Below are 14,857 nucleotides of genomic sequence, written 5' to 3'. Positions count from 1 at the left end.
TGCATCCACAATTTTCAGGCATTTTTGGCCGCTAGCGCAGACATTACATGCGCCAGCAGCTATCAAATCAGGAGTGAATATTGATCACATCCGCACGGGAATGCCACGCTCGGCCATGCGCTGCTTCGCCTGGCCCACGGTGTATTCGCCGTAGTGGAAGATGCTGGCGGCCAGCACCGCGTCGGCGCCGCCGGTCTGGATGCCGTCGGCCAGGTGGTCGAGATTGCCCACGCCGCCCGAGGCGATCACGGGCACGCTCACAGCATCGCTCACGGCGCGGGTCAGTTCCAGGTCAAAGCCCGCCTTGGTGCCGTCGCGGTCCATGCTGGTCAGCAGGATCTCGCCCGCACCGCGCTGCGCCATCTCGGTGGCCCAGGCAATGGCGTCCAGGCCCGTGTTCTTGCGGCCGCCGTGGCTGTACACATCCCAGCCCGCACCCACCGGCTGACCGTTGGCGCCCAGGCGCAGCGCGTCTTCGGCCGAGCGGCGCTTGGCGTCGATGGCCACCACGATGCACTGCGCGCCGTACTTGGTCGACACGGCGTTGATCACCTCAGGGTTGGCAATGGCGGCCGAATTGAAGCTGGTCTTGTCCGCACCGGCATTGAGCAGGCGGCGCACGTCGTCCACGGTGCGCACACCACCACCCACGGTGAGCGGAATGAACACCTGGCTGGCCACGGCCTCGATGATGTGCAGGATGAGGTCACGGCCATCGCTGGTGGCGGTGATGTCCAGGAAAGTCAGCTCGTCAGCGCCCTGCGCGTTGTAGCGCGCGGCAATTTCGACCGGGTCGCCTGCGTCGCGCAGCTCGACGAAATTGACGCCCTTGACCACACGGCCTCCGGTGACGTCCAGGCAAGGGATGATGCGTTTGGCGAGCATGCAGTCCTTAGCCGTTCAGTTCGTCGGCACGCGCTTGCGCTGCGGCAAAGTCCAGGTCGCCGCTGTAGATGGCGCGACCACAGATCACGCCTTCGACGCCTTCGTCTTCCACCGCACACAGCTGCTCGATGTCGGCCATGTTGGACAGGCCGCCCGAGGCGATCACGGGGATGCTCAAAGCCTGGGCCAGCTTCACCGTGGCGTCGATGTTGATGCCCGAGAGCATGCCGTCGCGGCCGATGTCGGTGTAGATGATGGACTCGACGCCCCAGTCCTCGAACTTCTTGGCCAGGTCCACGACCTCGTGGCCGGTGAGCTTGCTCCACCCGTCGGTGGCCACCTTGCCGTCCTTGGCGTCGAGCCCCACAATGATGTGGCCGCCGAAGGCGCTGCAGGCGTCCTTGAGGAAGCCGGGATTCTTCACGGCCGCCGTACCGATGATCACGTAGCGCAGGCCGCCGTCGATGTATTTCTCGATGGTGTCCAGGTCGCGGATGCCGCCACCGAGCTGCACCGGGATATCGGACCCGACCTCTTTGAGGATGGATTTGATGGCGCCGTAGTTCTTGGGCACGCCCGCGAAGGCGCCATTGAGGTCCACCAGGTGCAGGCGGCGTGCGCCGGCATCCACCCACTTGCGCGCCATGGCGGCGGGGTCTTCACCAAAGGTGGTGGATTGGTCCATATCGCCTTGTTTGAGGCGTACGCAGTGGCCGTCTTTGAGGTCGATGGCGGGGATGAGCAGCATGGTGGTGAAGTTCGGGTGAAAAAGGGCGAGGCGCAGCTCGGCCCGAACGGGTGGGGGTTAAGGGATCAGGGATTCCAGTGCAGAAAATTGCGGTACAGGGCCAAGCCGTGCTCCGCGCTCTTCTCCGGGTGAAACTGGGTGGCAAAAATATTATCGCGTGCAACCGCGGCAGCAAACCAACCGCCGTAGTCGGCCTGCCCTGCGCAATGGGCAGGATTTTGCGGCACAGCGTAGAAACTGTGCACGAAGTAGAAGTAACTGTTGTCCGGCACGCCCGCCCACACCGGGTGCACGCCGCCGCCATGGTGCGCGTGGGGCATCTGCCGCACCTGGTTCCAGCCCATCTGGGGCACCTTGAAGCGGCTGCCGTCGGGCTGGGTGCGGCCCGCCAGGTCGAACTTGAGCACGTCGCCAGGGATCAGGCCCAGCCCAGGGGTGTCGCCCTCGGCGCTGTGGTCCAGCAGCATCTGCATGCCGACGCACACCCCAAACATCGGTTTGGAGGCAGCGGCTTCGAGCACCGATTCCTGGAGGCCGGACTCGCGCAGCTCGCGCATGCAGTCGGGCATGGCGCCCTGCCCTGGCAGCACGATGCGCTGGGCGGCGCGCACGTCTTCGGGGCGCTGGGTGACGACCACGGTCCAGCCCGTGCCCTCGGCGGCTGCCTGCACGGCCTGCGACACGGAACGCAGGTTGCCCATGCCGTAGTCCACGACCGCCACTGTTTTTGCTTCCATATTCATAGCTGCTAGCGCATACAAATCAAGCACTTGCGCCCGATTTGGCTGAAAAATTCACAGAGAACCCTTGGTGGAGGGGATGACACCGGCCGAGCGCGGATCGCGCTCCAGCGCCGCACGCAGCGTGCGCCCGAACGCCTTGAAGAGGGTCTCGCACTGGTGGTGCGCGTTGACGCCCTTGAGGTTGTCGATGTGCAGCGTCACGCCCGCGTGGTTCACAAAGCCCTGGAAGAACTCGAACACCAGTTGCGTGTCGAGCTGGCCGATGCTCCCAGCCGTGAACTTCACGTCCATGTGCAGCCCGGGGCGGCCCGAAAAATCGACCACCACGCGCGACAGCGCTTCATCCAGCGGCACGTAGGCATGGCCGTAGCGGCGGATGCCCTTCTTGTCGCCCACGGCACGCGCAAAGGCCTGGCCCAGGGTGATGCCCACGTCTTCCACCGTGTGGTGGCCGTCGATGTGCAGGTCGCCTTCGCAGTCGATGTCGAGGTCGATCAGCCCATGGCGGGCGATCTGGTCGAGCATGTGGTCGAAGAAGCCGATGCCGGTGTGCAGCTTGGCCTGGCCGGTGCCGTCGAGGTTGATACGCACGCTGATGCGTGTTTCGGCGGTGTTGCGGCTGACCTCGGCAATGCGGTCGGCCATCGGGTCGGCCGATGGGGCGGAAGGTACGAGTGCGGAGGAAGTCATAGGGAGGCTTGGAGTGCGGCCAGCATCTGCGCGTTGTCTTCGGCATTGCCTACGGTCAGGCGCAGGCAGTTGGCCAGCAATGGGTGCATTGTAGAAACGTTCTTGACCAGCACCTTGCGGTTTTTCATGCCCTCGTAGGCCTTGGCGGAATCCGCCACACGCAGGAGGACCATGTTGGCCTCGCTGTCCCAGCACTTTTCGACCCCGGGCATCTGGCGCAGCGCGGCGATGAGTGTGGCGCGTTCGGCACGGATTTCGGCGGCCTGGGCGGCGAAAACCTCGGCATGTTCCAGCGCAAACAGGGCGGCCTCGCAGTTGAGCACGCTCACGTTGTAGGGCGGGCGCACCTTGTCGATCTCGCTCACCAATGCGGCGGGCCCGATGAGGTAGCCCAGGCGCACGCCTGCCAGGCCAAACTTGCTGAGCGTGCGCATGAGCAGCACGTGGGCGTTGCGCGCGGGTTCGGCGCGCATGCGATCGATCCAGGTGCGGCTGGCAAAGGGCTGGTAGGCCTCGTCCATCACCACAATGCCGCCCTGCGCGCCCGCGGCGTCGATGATGCGCTGCACTGCGCCCTCGTCCCACAGCGTAGCCGTGGGGTTGTTGGGGTAGGCGATGTAGGTGATGGCCGGCTGGTGCTTTGCGATGGCAGCCAGCATGGCGGGCTCATCCAGCTCAAAGTCGGGCGTGAGCGGCACGCCAACAAAGTCCAGCCCCTGCAGCTGCGCGGACAGCGGGTACATCACAAAACCCGGCATGGGCGCCAGCATGGTGGCGCGCTGGCCCGTGCCTGGCTGTGCGCAGGCCAGCGCCAGCAGGGTGATGAGCTCGTCCGAGCCGTTGCCCAGCACGATGCCGTAGCCTTCGGGCATGCCGGCGTACTGCGCCAGGGCGGCCTTCAGGTCGGCAATGCGGTCGCCGGGGTAGCGGTTGAGTGCCACCGTGCCCAGGCGCTGACCCAGCGCGGCCTGCAGGTGCGCGGGCAGGCGGAAGGGGTTCTCCATCGCGTCCATCTTGAGCATGCCGGTGGAGGGCTGCACGACATAGGAGTGCATGGCGCGCACGTCGGGGCGGATGCGGGCCAGGGCCTGGAGGGGGGACGACGCGGGAGTAGTCATTCGGTGGTGTCCAGTTCGTTGGGGGTGACGAGGAAAGGGTTGATGGGGCGCACGGCGTCCATCGGCTGGTCGTGCGGCAGTGCCTCGGTCAGCAGGTAGCGGCAGCCCTGCTGGTGGGCGGACGAGAGGATGAGCGCATCCCAGTAGCCCAGGCGGTAACGGTCCTGCAGGTCCCAGGCGCCGTCCACGGTGTACGAGTCAAGGTGCGGCGGCAGCCACACACGCAGGCGGCGGACCTGGGCGCGCACCTGCTGCAGCACGTGGGGGCCGTCAAAACGCTGGATGGCCTGGTTGTACAGCTCGTTGAGCACCTGCGAGCTGATGCGGCCGCTGCGCATCTGCCAGCAAAAGGCGACCCATTCACGCGCCCGCGCCTGGCGCTCGGCATCGCGGTCGTCCACGCTGGCGAGCAGGATTTCGGTATCGACAAAGATGGGGACGGTGGCCATATGGTCTTCCCTGTTCAGCGCAGGAACAGGGTTTCGCGCGGCACATAGGGCCCGCTGGACGCGCCCCAGGATTCAAACCCCAGCGCCTCGCGCATGGCCTGGGCGTAGGCGTCCTCCTGGCGCATCTTTTCGGCCAGCCATTCACCGAGCAGGCGCGAGACGCTGCTGCCGCGCTTGGCGGCTTCCACGCGCACCCATTCGGCAACGGTGTCGTCCATGGTCACGGTGATGTTTTTCATGGATCAAATATTACACGAACTTCGTGCACCACGAACTTCGTGTTGTTTTTGAAGTCACGCTGCCTTGCGCGGTGCCCCGCTTTGCAGCATCCGGCAGGCCATGTCGCCCACGGTGCGCAGGGCCTCCAAGTGCGCGGGCGACCAGTCGCCGCCAACGCCGATGCGCAGGCAGTTGCGAAACCGACCGCTGGCGCTGAACACGGTGCCGGGCGCGATCAATATCTGCCGGGCCAGGCAGGCTTCGTGCAGTTGCACCGAATCGAGCGCGCGCGGCAGCTCCAGCCACAGCAGCAGGCCGCCGGGCGGGTCGCTCACGCGCGTGCCTTGCGGGAAATGCGCCGCAATCACGTGGCGCACCTCGTCCATGCGCGCTGCCACGGCCGTGCGCAGCTGGCGCATGGCGGCGGCGTGGCCCGCCTGGGTGATGAGGTCGGCCAGCGCCAGCTCCAGCACGGCCGACTGGCCGCCGGCCTGCAGGTCCTTGATGGCGCGCAGCTTCTCGGCCCAGCGACCGGCCTCCAGCCAGCCAAGGCGCAGGCCCGGCGCCAGCGTCTTGGAGAACGAGTCGCACAGCATCACGTGGCCCGTGGTGTCGTACGACTTGACGGTGCGGCGCATCTCGTCCACCTCGACCAGGTCGTTGTAGATCGCGTCCTCGATCACCGCCATGTCGTACCGCGCCGCCATCTGCACCAGGCGCTTGCGCTCGGCCTGCGGCATGCAGCTGCCCAGCGGGTTGCTGAGCGTGGGCACCACCATCACGGCCTTGACCGGCTGGGTGTCCAGCGCCAACTGCAGCGCATCGAGCGACAGGCCGTGGCGCGGGTGGGTGGGAATCTCCAGCGCCTTGAGGTGCAGGCCCTGCAGCACCTCAAGAAACGAGAAATGGGTGGGAGACTCCAGCGCCACCACATCGCCCGGCTGCGTCACCGCGCGCAGGCACAGCGCAATGCTGTCCATGCAGCCGCCGGTGATCACGATGTTCTCGGGGTCCAGGCTGCAGCCCAGGCTGACGGCGTAGCGCGCCAGGGCGCGGCGCGCGTCCTCGTGGCCCGACGAACCGGGGTAGGTGCACAGCAGGTTGCGGTGGCGCTGCGCGGCACGCACCACGGCGCGGCGCACGCGGTCGGGGTTGAACAGCTCTGGGCCCGGCGTGCCGCTGCTGTACGAAATGATGTCCACCGGCTGTTTGCGCCCCAGGATGCGCTGGCCCAGCCAGTCCACCGAGACCTCGCGCGGGCGGCGCATCGGGCGCGGTGTGCTGGGCTCGGGCAGGCTCACCGGCCGCGCTGCCACAAAGAAGCCGGAGCGCGGGCGGGCGGTGATCAGGCGCGCATCCTCCAGCCAGTGGTAGGCCTGCACCACCGTGGTCTGCGCCACGCCGTGCTGGCGCGCCAGCTCGCGCACCGAGGGCAGCTTCTCGCAGCGCGCCAGGGTGCCGTTGCGGATCAGCTGCGCAAGCTGCTCGGCGATTTGCAGGTACAGCGGGGGTGCGTCATCGGTGGCCATGCTGCATTCTGTACTGGCACCTTGGCCGGTAGACAGTACAGAAACTGCCCAGTGCGTACAGTACAGATGGGGCAGATCGCTGTTCTGTACTGGCCCAGATGGTGCGCGCCTGTGGCTGGTGGCGCGCAGCAGGTGGCCGCACAGTGAAGGCATGAAAACGCTGCACTCCCCCACCCCGCCGTCGCCCGCCCTGCCCACCCAGCCTGCGGCGCCCCTCCATCTGCAATGGAAGCGCCAACCCCTGCCGCCGCTGCAGGCCGTCCAGGTGCTGGACTTCCGCGCGGGCGAGATCGCCCTGCTCGAAGTGGAACAGGGCCGCGTCTGGGTGACCTGTGATGGTCTGCTGGAAGATTACTTTCTGGAGGCCGGACAGCGCCTGTCGTTCGCCGGACCGGTGCGGCTGCGCGTCAGCGCCGAAGGCCACCGGCCTGCAAGGCTGAGCTGGGCGCAGCACCGCGCAGTGGAAGGCGCCGCTTATCCGCCTGCGCCCTCTATTACAGCCTCCGCGCCGGCCGCAACCCCTCAGCCCAGGACAACAGCCCCCACGCAGGGCACCCTGCCCCGGGGCGCGATCAGCGCGGCTTGACGGGCGTGGTCAGCCGCATCTCGGCGGCTTGTGCGTGGGCCTGCAGACCCTCGCCATAGGCCAGCTCGGCGGCGATGGTGCCCAGCACCTGGGCACCAGCCTCGCTCACCTCGATGAGGCTGCTGCGCTTCTGGAAGTCGTACACACCCAGTGGCGAAGAGAAGCGTGCCGTGCCGCTGGTGGGTAGCACGTGGTTGGGGCCCGCGCAGTAGTCGCCCAGACTTTCGGAGGTGTAGGCGCCCAGAAAGATCGCACCCGCGTGGCGCAGCAGCGGCTCCCAGCGGTGGGGATCGGTGCTGCTGACCTCTAAGTGTTCGGGTGCGATGCGATTGCTGATGGCGCAGGCTTCTTCCATGTCTTTCGTCAGGATCAGTGCGCCCCGGCCGGTGAGGCTCTTGGCGATGATCTCGGCGCGCGGCATGGTGGGCAGCAGGCGATCAATCTCGCGCTGCACGGCGTCGAGGTAGGCCGCGTCGGGGCACAGCAGGATGGACTGCGCCAGCTCGTCGTGTTCGGCCTGGCTGAACAGGTCCATGGCCACCCAGTCGGGGGGCGTGGTGCCGTCGGCCAGCACCAGGATTTCACTCGGGCCCGCGATCATGTCGATGCCCACGGTGCCAAACACGCGCTTCTTGGCGCTGGCCACATAGGCGTTGCCGGGGCCGGTGATCTTGTCCACCTTGGGCACGGTTTCCGTGCCGTAGGCCAGCGCGGCCACGGCCTGGGCGCCGCCGATGGTGAAGGCGCGCGTGACGCCAGCCACATAGGCAGCAGCCAGGACCAACTCGTTGCGCTCGCCCTTGGTGGAGGTGCCCTCTCCCGCTCCGCCCGTGGCCACGCTGCCACGCACGGGGGTGGGCACGACCATGATGATTTCCTGCACACCCGCCACGTGGGCCGGGATGGCGTTCATCAGCAGGCTCGACGGGTACGCGGCCTTGCCGCCGGGCACGTAGATGCCCACACGGTCCAGCGGCGTGACCTTCTGGCCCAGCAGCGTGCCATCTTCGTCGCGGTAGCTCCAGCTCTCGCCCGAAGCCTTCTTCTGCGCTTCGTGGTAGCTGCGCACGCGCTTGGCGGCGGCCTGCAGCGCGTCGCGCTGGGCCTGCGGAATGGCGTCGAACGCGGCCTTGAAGTCGGCTTGCGTCAACTCCAGCGCCGCCATGTTGGAGGCGCTGAGGCCATCAAAGCGGGCTGTGTACTCCAGCACGGCCGCGTCGCCGCGCTTTTGCACGTCGGCCAGGATGTCGGCCACGCGCTGCTCGATGGCCGCGTCGGTGTCGGCAGACCAATGCAGGCGGGCTGCAAAATCAGCCTCAAAAGTGGCCGCAGTGGTGGACAGACGGGCGGGAGCAGCTACCAAAGTCATAGTGTCAGTCGTTGGAGGTGGATCAGTTCTTTTCGGCCGGTATGGCCGAGGCAAACGCATCGATGATGCGGCGCAGCGGCGCCTGCTTGAGCTTGAGCGCGGCCTGGTTCACGACCAGGTAGGAGCTGATGTCCATGATGCGCTCGACTTCGATGAGGTTGTTGGCCTTGAGGGTATTGCCGGTGGAGACCAGGTCCACGATGGCATCGGCCAGGCCGGTAAGCGGCGCCAGCTCCATGCTGCCGTAGAGCTTGACCATGTCCACGTGCACGCCCTTGCTGGCAAAGAAGTCGCGCGCAATGCCGGTGTACTTGGTGGCGACCTTGAGGCGCGAGCCCTGCTTGACGGCCTGGGCGTAGTCGAAGTCGTTGCGCACGGCCACGCTCACGCGGCACTTGGCAATGCGCAGGTCCAGCGGCTGGTACAGGCCCTGGCCGCCATGCTCGATCAGGGTGTCCTTGCCAGTCACGCCGATGTCGGCACCGCCGTACTCCACGTAGGTGGGCACGTCGGTGGCGCGCACCAGCACCACGCGCACATTGGGCTGGTTGGTGGGCAGGATGAGCTTGCGCGATTTTTCGGGGTCTTCCAGCACCTCGATGCCTGCGGCGGCCAGCAGCGGCAGGGTTTCGTCAAAGATGCGGCCCTTGGAAAGCGCCAGGGTGATCATGTTGCTGCTGCTCATGCTTTTACTCGTTCGATGTCAGCGCCAATGCCGCGCAGTTTGGCTTCCATGCAGTCGTAGCCACGGTCCAGGTGGTAGATGCGGTCCACCACGGTTTCGCCGTCGGCCACCAGGCCCGCGATGACGAGGCTGGCGGACGCGCGCAGATCGGTGGCCATCACGGTGGCGCCGGACAAGCGGGGCACGCCTTCGATGACCGCCACCTTGCCATCCACCTGGATTTTGGCGCCCAGGCGAACCAGCTCGTTGACGTGCATGAAACGGTTTTCAAAAATCGTCTCGGTCACCGTGGCCGTGCCTTGGGCAATGCAATTGAGCGCCATGAACTGCGCCTGCATGTCGGTGGGAAAACCGGGGTATTCGGTGGTGCGAAAGCCCTGGGCCTTGAGCGTGGCACCGCCTGCGCTTTGCACGCGGATACCACCGTCCACAGCTTGCACAGTGGCACCGGCTTCGCGCAGCTTGTCGATGACGGCGTCGAGGTGGTCGGCGCGGCCATGGCGCAGCACCACATCACCGCCCGTGGCAGCCACAGCGCACAAAAAGGTGCCAGCCTCGATGCGGTCGGCCACCACGCGGTGGGTGCAACCGTGCAGTTGGTCCACGCCCTGGATGCGGATGCGGCTGGTGCCATGGCCTTCGATCTTTGCGCCCATGGCGATCAGCATCTCAGCCAGGTCCGAAATCTCGGGCTCTTGCGCGGCGTTTTCGAGCACCGTTTCGCCCTCGGCCAGCGCGGCGGCCATGAGGAAATTTTCGGTGCCCGTCACCGTGACCATGTCGGTGGTGATGCGCGCACCCTTCAGGCGCTTCCAGCCGGCGGGCAGCTTGGCGATCATGTAGCCGTGCTCGACCACGATCTCGGCGCCCATGGCAGCCAGGCCCTTGATGTGCTGGTCCACCGGGCGCGAGCCAATGGCGCAGCCGCCGGGCAGCGACACCGTGGCCTCACCAAAGCGCGCCAGCAGCGGGCCCAGGGCCAGCACGGAAGCGCGCATGGTCTTGACCAGCTCGTAGGGCGCCTCGGGCGTGCTCAGCGCGCTGGCGTTGATGCGCACCGTGCCGTCGTCGGCCCGCTCCGCCGCCACGCCCATGTTGCGGATCAGCTTGAGCATGGTGCTCACGTCCTGCAGCTGGGGCACGTTGAGCAACGTCACGGGCTCGGCCGTGAGCAGGGCGGCGCACAACTCCGGCAAGGCGGCGTTCTTGGCGCCGGAGACCAGCACCTCGCCTTGCAAGCTGCGTCCGCCGCGAATCAGGAGTTTGTCCATCTCAAATCACCAAAATTGGGTCAAAAGTGCCGCTTGCGCTAGTGAAATATGCGCCAGCAGCTATCAAAAAATGAGTAATCAGGCGCTCACTGCGCCTGGGCGGCCCATTCGGCCGGGGTGAAGGTCTTCATCGACAGCGCATGCACCTCGTCGGTGTGCATTTTGGCGCCCAGCGTGGCATACACGCGCTGGTGGCGCTGGATGGCACGCTTGCCCTCGAACTCGGCCGAGACGATGGTGGCATACCAGTGGCGGCCATCGCCCTCGAGCGTGATGTATTCGCAGGCCAGGCCAGCGGCGATGAGGTCTTTGAGTTGGTCAGCGGTCATGGTGGGGCGCTCGGAATCAGTTGCGAATTTTGTAGCCGGTGCGCAGCAGGTGCACGGCCAGGGCACTCACGGCCAGCCAGGCGATGCCCACGATGCCCAGGCTGAGCCAGGGCGAGGTGTCACTCTGGCCGAAGAAGCCGTAGCGGAAGCCGTCGATCATGTAGAAGAACGGGTTGAGGTGGCTCACGGCCTGCCAAAACGGCGGCAGCGACTGGATCGAATAGAACACGCCCGACAGGAAGGTCATGGGCACGATGATGAAGTTCTGGAACGCAGCCATCTGGTCGAACTTGTCGGCCCACAGCCCCGCAATCAGCCCCAGCGTGGCCAGCAGCGCGGCCCCCAGCAGCGCAAACACCAAAATCCACAAGGGCGCTGCAAACTCTGGTCGCGCAAACGCCAGCGTGACGATGAACACGCCCAGGCCCACCGCCAACCCGCGCACGATGGACGAGCCCACGTAGGCCACAAACCAGGCCCAGTGCGACAGCGGGGTGAGCAGCACGAACACCAGGCTGCCCATGATCTTGCTCTGGATCAGGCTGGAAGAGCTGTTGGCAAAGGCGTTTTGCAGCACGCTCATCATCACCAGGCCGGGCACCAGAAACGCGGTGTAGCTGATGCGGTCGTAGACCTTCACATGGTCTTCGAGCACATGGCCGAAGATCAGCAGGTAGAGCACGGCCGTGAGCACCGGAGCGGCGACAGTCTGGAAGCTGACCTTCCAGAACCGCAGCACTTCCTTGTAAAAAAGGGTTTGCCAGCCGGTCATAGCGCCACCCCTTCCAGCGGAATGTTCGACGCCGATGTGCCAGACATCACTTGCAGGAACACGTCCTCCAGATCGGGCCGGCGAATCTCCATGTCCTGCACCTCGACCCCGGCCACGCGCAACGCAGCCAGGTGGTTTTCAATCTCCGCCGCGTCGTGCGCCGGCAGCTGCACGATGCGGCCGGTGACCCGCGCCACCGCAGCCAGCGCGGGCGGCAGGGCCGTGTCGGTCTTGAACTGCAGCACGCTGCCCGAGGCGGCCTTGAGGAGCTCGCTGGTGCGGTTGAGCGCCACCACCTGCCCGGCCTTGAGCATGGCAATGCGGCCACACAGGGCTTCGGCTTCTTCGAGGTAGTGGGTGGTGAGCAGCACGGTGTGCCCCTCTTTGTTCAGGCGGGCGATGAAGTGCCACAGGGTCTGGCGCAGCTCCACATCCACCCCGGCTGTGGGTTCGTCCAGCACGATGATGGGCGGCTTGTGCACCAGGGCCTGGGCCACCAGCACGCGGCGCTTCATGCCGCCCGACAGCTGGCGCATGTTGGCGTTGGCCTTGTCGGCCAGGCCCAGGTTTTCGAGCAGCTCGTCGATCCAGGCGTCGTTGTTCTTCACGCCGAAGTAGCCCGACTGGATGCGCAACGCCTCGCGCACATTGAAGAAGGGGTCGAACACCAACTCTTGGGGCACGATGCCCAGCTTGCGGCGGGCGTCGGCGTACTGGGCCTGCACGTCGCTGCCCTGCACCAGCACGCGGCCGCTGGTGGCACGCGCCAGGCCTGCCAGGATGCTGATCAGGGTGGTTTTGCCGGCACCGTTGGGGCCGAGGAGCCCGAAGAACTCGCCCTCCTCAATGTCCAGATTGACCTGGTTCAGCGCCTGGAAAGGGCCTTTGGGCGTGGCAAAGGTCTTGGAGATGGCTTGGAAGGAGACTGCGGGCATGAAGCCTTTGATTTTAAGGCCTCAGCCCTCGGCGGGACGGGCGGCAGGTGCAATGGCCCTTGGCAAGCGCCCCTGGCCCGGGCCCACAGCATCGACAGCGCTGCCCGGCGCCACCGGCCACACCGAAAACTAGGGCGCCGCAGCCAGCAGCGCGTCCACCCCGTACAGCCCCGCCATGCCCGCCAAGGCGGACGGCATGCCTTGCACCGCAAATTGTTTGCCCTCGGACAGGGCTTCGCGCCGGCATTCCAGCAGCACCGCGAGGGCCGAGGTATCAAACACCGTCAGCGCATGGGCGTCCACCACCACTGCGCTGTCGCGGTGCACCCGCAGCCCCTGTTTGAGCATGTGCAGGCAGGCCGTGGCCTGGCGGTGGGTGAGTTCGGGGGGCAGCACCAGCATGGCGAGAGAGCGGTCAGCCCTTGGCAGAACCCGCATTGGTCTTGTTGCGGGCCACCAGTGTGTCGATCAGACCATCGATGCCCTTGGCATTGATCTCCTGCGCGAACTGACCGCGGTAGGTTTCCACCAGCCAGACGCCGAGCACGTTGAGGTTGTAGATCTTCCAGCCTGCGCCATCGCCAGGAGTCTTTTCAAGGCGGTAGTCGAGCTGGATGGGGTCGCCGCGGCCCACGATCTCGGTGCGCACCAGCACGTCCTTGTCTTCGGCCGCAGCGCGCAGGGGCTTGACCTGGATGGTCTGGTCATTGACCTGGGCCAGCGCACCGGCATAGGTGCGCACCAGCAGGATCTTGAACTCGTCCTGCAGGCGCTTTTGCTGCTCGGGCGTGGCCTGGCGCCAGCCGGGGCCGACGGCGGCGGCGGTCATGCGGCGGAAGTTGACGTTGGGCATCACGGTTTTATCGACCAGGGCAATCACCTTGCTCAGGTCACCGGCCTGGATGGCCTTGTCGGACTTCACCGTGTTGAGCACGTCGGCGGACAGGCGCTTGATGAGCGCGTCGGGCGCCTCGTCGGCCGCTAGGGCGGACAGCGGCAGGCTCAGCATGGCACTGGCTGCGAGGCAAAGGGCGGTACGCCCCAGGGAACGTCGGTTCATCATCTTCTTGGCTTTCATCGGTGCGGGCTTGTGCCCGTCAAATCATTGTGGGGGTGTGGGCTGGCGGGCATGCGTCGCAGCGGTTGCGGGTTGCAAGCAAGTGCAACAGCACCGGCACCCGAGGCGGGGGCCCATCCTCCGCCCGGGACGCCATCAGCGGGCTGGCTCCTCTGGCAACACGCCGTTGCTGGAGCCGCCGTCGTCCTTGCCGTCTGCGTTTTGCGCATCTCCCGCGTGGCTGCGAACCTGCAGATACACATCGCGCGTAAAGCTGTACTTGTCCAAGGCTGCACTGTCGAGCACCGAGCCCGCGCGCAGCAGGTTGGAACGCACCTCCACGGCGCGCAGCGCATACAGCGAGTTGCGGGCCGAGACCGGGTCCACATAGCTCACCACGTTGCCCTTCATGTCCACCGGCAGCGCAAAGGTGTCGCGCACGGTGGAAGGCCCCAGGATGGGCAGCACCAGGTAAGGACCAGTGCCCACGCCCCAGCGCCCCAGGGTCAGGCCGAAGTCCTGCTTGTAGCGGTCGATGCCCAACTCGCTGGCGATGTCCAGCAGCCCGCCCAGGCCCATGAAGGTGTTCACATTGACCCGCATGAAGCTGGACGCAGCGGCTTCGCCACGCAGCTGCAGCACGTTGTTCACGAACGACCAGACGTCGCCCAGGTTCCCGAAGAAATTGCTGACCCCCGTGCGCACAGGGGCGGGCGTGACCTCCTTGTAGGCCGTTGCCACGGGCTTGAGCACCATGGCATCGACCTGCTCATTGAAGTTGGTCATGCTGCGGTTGTAGGACTCCAGCGGGTCGCGGGGGTCGGGGTTGGCCACCGTAGCGCATCCGGTGAGCAACACCGCGCCCAGCAGCAGCGCCAGGCCCGCCGCAAGACGCGCGATCGACAACCGGTCGCCTGCAATGGTGGCGCGGAGTGTAGGGAGTGAATTCGTCATTTTTTGCCACCTGCCCCAGCAGGCTTTCCGCCGTCTTCGGCTTTGCTGTAAAGAAATTGTCCAATGAGGTTCTCAAGCACCACCGCCGACTGGGTGGACGTGATCGTGTCGCCCGCGGCCAGGTTCTTTTCGTCGGCACCCGCCTCGATTCCGATGTATTGCTCGCCCAGCAGGCCGCTGGTCAGGATCTTGAGGGAGCTGTCCTTGGGGAAGGCGTAGCGGTCTTCCATAGCCAGCGTGACCCGCGCCTGGAACGTCTTGTCGTCAAAGGTGATGGATTCCACGCGCCCTACCACCACACCTGCACTGCGCACCGCCGCCTGGGGCTTGAGACCGCCGATGTTGTCGAACTTGGCGGTGACACGATAGCCCGAATGAAATTGCAGGCTCAGCAGGTTGGCCGATTGCAGCGCCAGAAACACCAGTGCCACTGCGCCCAACATCACGAAGAGCCCTACCCACAGATCGTTTTTGGAGCGTTGCATACGTTTGATTCCTAGAACTGCCAGCACCGCCAG

Annotated in this window: 19 protein-coding genes; 1 reads left to right on the top strand and 18 read right to left on the bottom strand. The window is 66.0% G+C overall.

Going from position 1 to position 14,857, the window contains the following annotated elements; genetic code table 11:
* Positions 1 to 84 precede the first annotated feature (84 nt).
* The 8 genes from hisF to C8C99_RS19455 form a co-directional block, all read right to left on the bottom strand.
* Positions 85 to 885: an imidazole glycerol phosphate synthase subunit HisF gene (hisF, locus tag C8C99_RS19490; RefSeq protein ID WP_056641044.1), complete on the bottom strand. Its 801-nt coding sequence runs from the start codon at positions 883 to 885 to the stop codon at positions 85 to 87.
* 7 nt (positions 886 to 892) lie between these two features.
* The gene (hisA, locus tag C8C99_RS19485; protein ID WP_056641041.1) at positions 893 to 1,633 is read right to left on the bottom strand and encodes a 1-(5-phosphoribosyl)-5-[(5-phosphoribosylamino)methylideneamino]imidazole-4-carboxamide isomerase; all 741 of its coding nucleotides are present in this window, start codon (positions 1,631 to 1,633) and stop codon (positions 893 to 895) included.
* Between the two features lie 65 nt (positions 1,634 to 1,698).
* Positions 1,699 to 2,376 (bottom strand): imidazole glycerol phosphate synthase subunit HisH, encoded by a 678-nt coding sequence (gene hisH / locus C8C99_RS19480; RefSeq protein ID WP_056641038.1) that lies wholly within the window; start codon positions 2,374 to 2,376, stop codon positions 1,699 to 1,701.
* A 51-nt stretch (positions 2,377 to 2,427) separates the two neighbouring features.
* Positions 2,428 to 3,066: an imidazoleglycerol-phosphate dehydratase HisB gene (gene hisB / locus C8C99_RS19475; RefSeq protein WP_056641035.1), complete on the bottom strand. Its 639-nt coding sequence runs from the start codon at positions 3,064 to 3,066 to the stop codon at positions 2,428 to 2,430.
* On the bottom strand, positions 3,063 to 4,184 hold the full coding sequence (hisC, locus tag C8C99_RS19470; protein ID WP_056641032.1) for a histidinol-phosphate transaminase: 1,122 nt from the start codon (positions 4,182 to 4,184) through the stop codon (positions 3,063 to 3,065). Before hisC ends, hisB begins: the two co-directional genes overlap by 4 nt.
* Positions 4,181 to 4,633, bottom strand: coding sequence for a PIN domain-containing protein (locus C8C99_RS19465; protein WP_056641029.1), 453 nt, complete (start codon positions 4,631 to 4,633; stop codon positions 4,181 to 4,183). Before C8C99_RS19465 ends, hisC begins: the two co-directional genes overlap by 4 nt.
* Before the next feature lie 14 nt (positions 4,634 to 4,647).
* Positions 4,648 to 4,872: a hypothetical protein gene (locus tag C8C99_RS19460; RefSeq protein ID WP_015012682.1), complete on the bottom strand. Its 225-nt coding sequence runs from the start codon at positions 4,870 to 4,872 to the stop codon at positions 4,648 to 4,650.
* 54 nt (positions 4,873 to 4,926) lie between these two features.
* The gene (locus C8C99_RS19455) at positions 4,927 to 6,381 is read right to left on the bottom strand and encodes a PLP-dependent aminotransferase family protein (protein WP_108626618.1); all 1,455 of its coding nucleotides are present in this window, start codon (positions 6,379 to 6,381) and stop codon (positions 4,927 to 4,929) included.
* Positions 6,382 to 6,532: 151 nt separating this feature from the next.
* Between C8C99_RS19455 and C8C99_RS19450 the strand changes: the two genes are divergently transcribed.
* A complete protein-coding gene (locus tag C8C99_RS19450; protein ID WP_108626617.1) occupies positions 6,533 to 6,967 on the top strand; it encodes a DUF2917 domain-containing protein in 435 nt (144 codons plus the stop codon).
* Here the strand turns inward: C8C99_RS19450 and hisD are convergent.
* The 10 genes from hisD to mlaD form a co-directional block, all read right to left on the bottom strand.
* The gene (gene hisD / locus C8C99_RS19445) at positions 6,954 to 8,336 is read right to left on the bottom strand and encodes a histidinol dehydrogenase (protein WP_108626616.1); all 1,383 of its coding nucleotides are present in this window, start codon (positions 8,334 to 8,336) and stop codon (positions 6,954 to 6,956) included. The two genes, C8C99_RS19450 and hisD, sit on opposite strands and share 14 nt — an antisense overlap.
* Before the next feature lie 22 nt (positions 8,337 to 8,358).
* Positions 8,359 to 9,006: an ATP phosphoribosyltransferase gene (gene hisG / locus C8C99_RS19440; RefSeq protein WP_056641761.1), complete on the bottom strand. Its 648-nt coding sequence runs from the start codon at positions 9,004 to 9,006 to the stop codon at positions 8,359 to 8,361.
* 11 nt (positions 9,007 to 9,017) lie between these two features.
* Positions 9,018 to 10,292, bottom strand: a complete 1,275-nt coding sequence (gene murA / locus C8C99_RS19435; protein WP_108626615.1) for a UDP-N-acetylglucosamine 1-carboxyvinyltransferase — start codon at positions 10,290 to 10,292, stop codon at positions 9,018 to 9,020.
* A gap of 86 nt (positions 10,293 to 10,378) precedes the next feature.
* On the bottom strand, positions 10,379 to 10,621 hold the full coding sequence (locus C8C99_RS19430; RefSeq protein WP_056641016.1) for a BolA family protein: 243 nt from the start codon (positions 10,619 to 10,621) through the stop codon (positions 10,379 to 10,381).
* Positions 10,622 to 10,637: 16 nt separating this feature from the next.
* Positions 10,638 to 11,393: an ABC transporter permease gene (locus tag C8C99_RS19425; protein ID WP_108626614.1), complete on the bottom strand. Its 756-nt coding sequence runs from the start codon at positions 11,391 to 11,393 to the stop codon at positions 10,638 to 10,640.
* The gene (locus C8C99_RS19420; RefSeq protein WP_015012675.1) at positions 11,390 to 12,328 is read right to left on the bottom strand and encodes an ABC transporter ATP-binding protein; all 939 of its coding nucleotides are present in this window, start codon (positions 12,326 to 12,328) and stop codon (positions 11,390 to 11,392) included. Before C8C99_RS19420 ends, C8C99_RS19425 begins: the two co-directional genes overlap by 4 nt.
* A 129-nt stretch (positions 12,329 to 12,457) precedes the next feature.
* Positions 12,458 to 12,730, bottom strand: coding sequence for an STAS domain-containing protein (locus tag C8C99_RS19415; protein WP_108626613.1), 273 nt, complete (start codon positions 12,728 to 12,730; stop codon positions 12,458 to 12,460).
* Between the two features lie 13 nt (positions 12,731 to 12,743).
* A complete protein-coding gene (locus C8C99_RS19410) occupies positions 12,744 to 13,391 on the bottom strand; it encodes a phospholipid-binding protein MlaC (RefSeq protein ID WP_108627241.1) in 648 nt (215 codons plus the stop codon).
* Positions 13,392 to 13,541: 150 nt separating this feature from the next.
* Positions 13,542 to 14,339, bottom strand: a complete 798-nt coding sequence (locus C8C99_RS19405) for a VacJ family lipoprotein (RefSeq protein WP_108626612.1) — start codon at positions 14,337 to 14,339, stop codon at positions 13,542 to 13,544.
* On the bottom strand, positions 14,336 to 14,824 hold the full coding sequence (gene mlaD / locus C8C99_RS19400; RefSeq protein ID WP_056641001.1) for an outer membrane lipid asymmetry maintenance protein MlaD: 489 nt from the start codon (positions 14,822 to 14,824) through the stop codon (positions 14,336 to 14,338). The genes C8C99_RS19405 and mlaD overlap by 4 nt, the downstream gene beginning before the upstream one ends.
* Between the last annotated feature and the right edge of the window lie 33 nt (positions 14,825 to 14,857).

The organism is Acidovorax sp. 107, assembly GCF_003058055.1.
Taxonomy (GTDB): Bacteria; Pseudomonadota; Gammaproteobacteria; order Burkholderiales; family Burkholderiaceae_C; genus Acidovorax.
This window is presented reverse-complemented; position numbering and strand designations above follow the sequence as displayed.

What these genes read in the sequence shown, in the direction of transcription:
- hisA (WP_056641041.1), bottom strand. Translation starts at nt 1,633, where the DNA reads ATGCTGCTCATCCCCGCCATCGACCTCAAAGACGGCCACTGCGTACGC.
- C8C99_RS19455 (WP_108626618.1), bottom strand. Translation starts at nt 6,381, where the DNA reads ATGGCCACCGATGACGCACCCCCGCTGTACCTGCAAATCGCCGAGCAG.
- hisG (WP_056641761.1), bottom strand. Translation starts at nt 9,006, where the DNA reads ATGATCACCCTGGCGCTTTCCAAGGGCCGCATCTTTGACGAAACCCTG.
- C8C99_RS19425 (WP_108626614.1), bottom strand. Translation starts at nt 11,393, where the DNA reads ATGACCGGCTGGCAAACCCTTTTTTACAAGGAAGTGCTGCGGTTCTGG.
- C8C99_RS19420 (WP_015012675.1), bottom strand. Translation starts at nt 12,328, where the DNA reads ATGCCCGCAGTCTCCTTCCAAGCCATCTCCAAGACCTTTGCCACGCCC.
- C8C99_RS19410 (WP_108627241.1), bottom strand. Translation starts at nt 13,391, where the DNA reads ATGATGAACCGACGTTCCCTGGGGCGTACCGCCCTTTGCCTCGCAGCC.
- mlaD (WP_056641001.1), bottom strand. Translation starts at nt 14,824, where the DNA reads ATGCAACGCTCCAAAAACGATCTGTGGGTAGGGCTCTTCGTGATGTTG.
- C8C99_RS19405 (WP_108626612.1), bottom strand. Translation starts at nt 14,339, where the DNA reads ATGACGAATTCACTCCCTACACTCCGCGCCACCATTGCAGGCGACCGG.
- hisB (WP_056641035.1), bottom strand. Translation starts at nt 3,066, where the DNA reads ATGACTTCCTCCGCACTCGTACCTTCCGCCCCATCGGCCGACCCGATG.
- C8C99_RS19415 (WP_108626613.1), bottom strand. Translation starts at nt 12,730, where the DNA reads ATGCTGGTGCTGCCCCCCGAACTCACCCACCGCCAGGCCACGGCCTGC.
- C8C99_RS19465 (WP_056641029.1), bottom strand. Translation starts at nt 4,633, where the DNA reads ATGGCCACCGTCCCCATCTTTGTCGATACCGAAATCCTGCTCGCCAGC.
- hisC (WP_056641032.1), bottom strand. Translation starts at nt 4,184, where the DNA reads ATGACTACTCCCGCGTCGTCCCCCCTCCAGGCCCTGGCCCGCATCCGC.
- hisH (WP_056641038.1), bottom strand. Translation starts at nt 2,376, where the DNA reads ATGAATATGGAAGCAAAAACAGTGGCGGTCGTGGACTACGGCATGGGC.
- hisD (WP_108626616.1), bottom strand. Translation starts at nt 8,336, where the DNA reads ATGACTTTGGTAGCTGCTCCCGCCCGTCTGTCCACCACTGCGGCCACT.
- C8C99_RS19430 (WP_056641016.1), bottom strand. Translation starts at nt 10,621, where the DNA reads ATGACCGCTGACCAACTCAAAGACCTCATCGCCGCTGGCCTGGCCTGC.
- C8C99_RS19450 (WP_108626617.1), top strand. Translation starts at nt 6,533, where the DNA reads ATGAAAACGCTGCACTCCCCCACCCCGCCGTCGCCCGCCCTGCCCACC.
- C8C99_RS19460 (WP_015012682.1), bottom strand. Translation starts at nt 4,872, where the DNA reads ATGAAAAACATCACCGTGACCATGGACGACACCGTTGCCGAATGGGTG.
- hisF (WP_056641044.1), bottom strand. Translation starts at nt 885, where the DNA reads ATGCTCGCCAAACGCATCATCCCTTGCCTGGACGTCACCGGAGGCCGT.
- murA (WP_108626615.1), bottom strand. Translation starts at nt 10,292, where the DNA reads ATGGACAAACTCCTGATTCGCGGCGGACGCAGCTTGCAAGGCGAGGTG.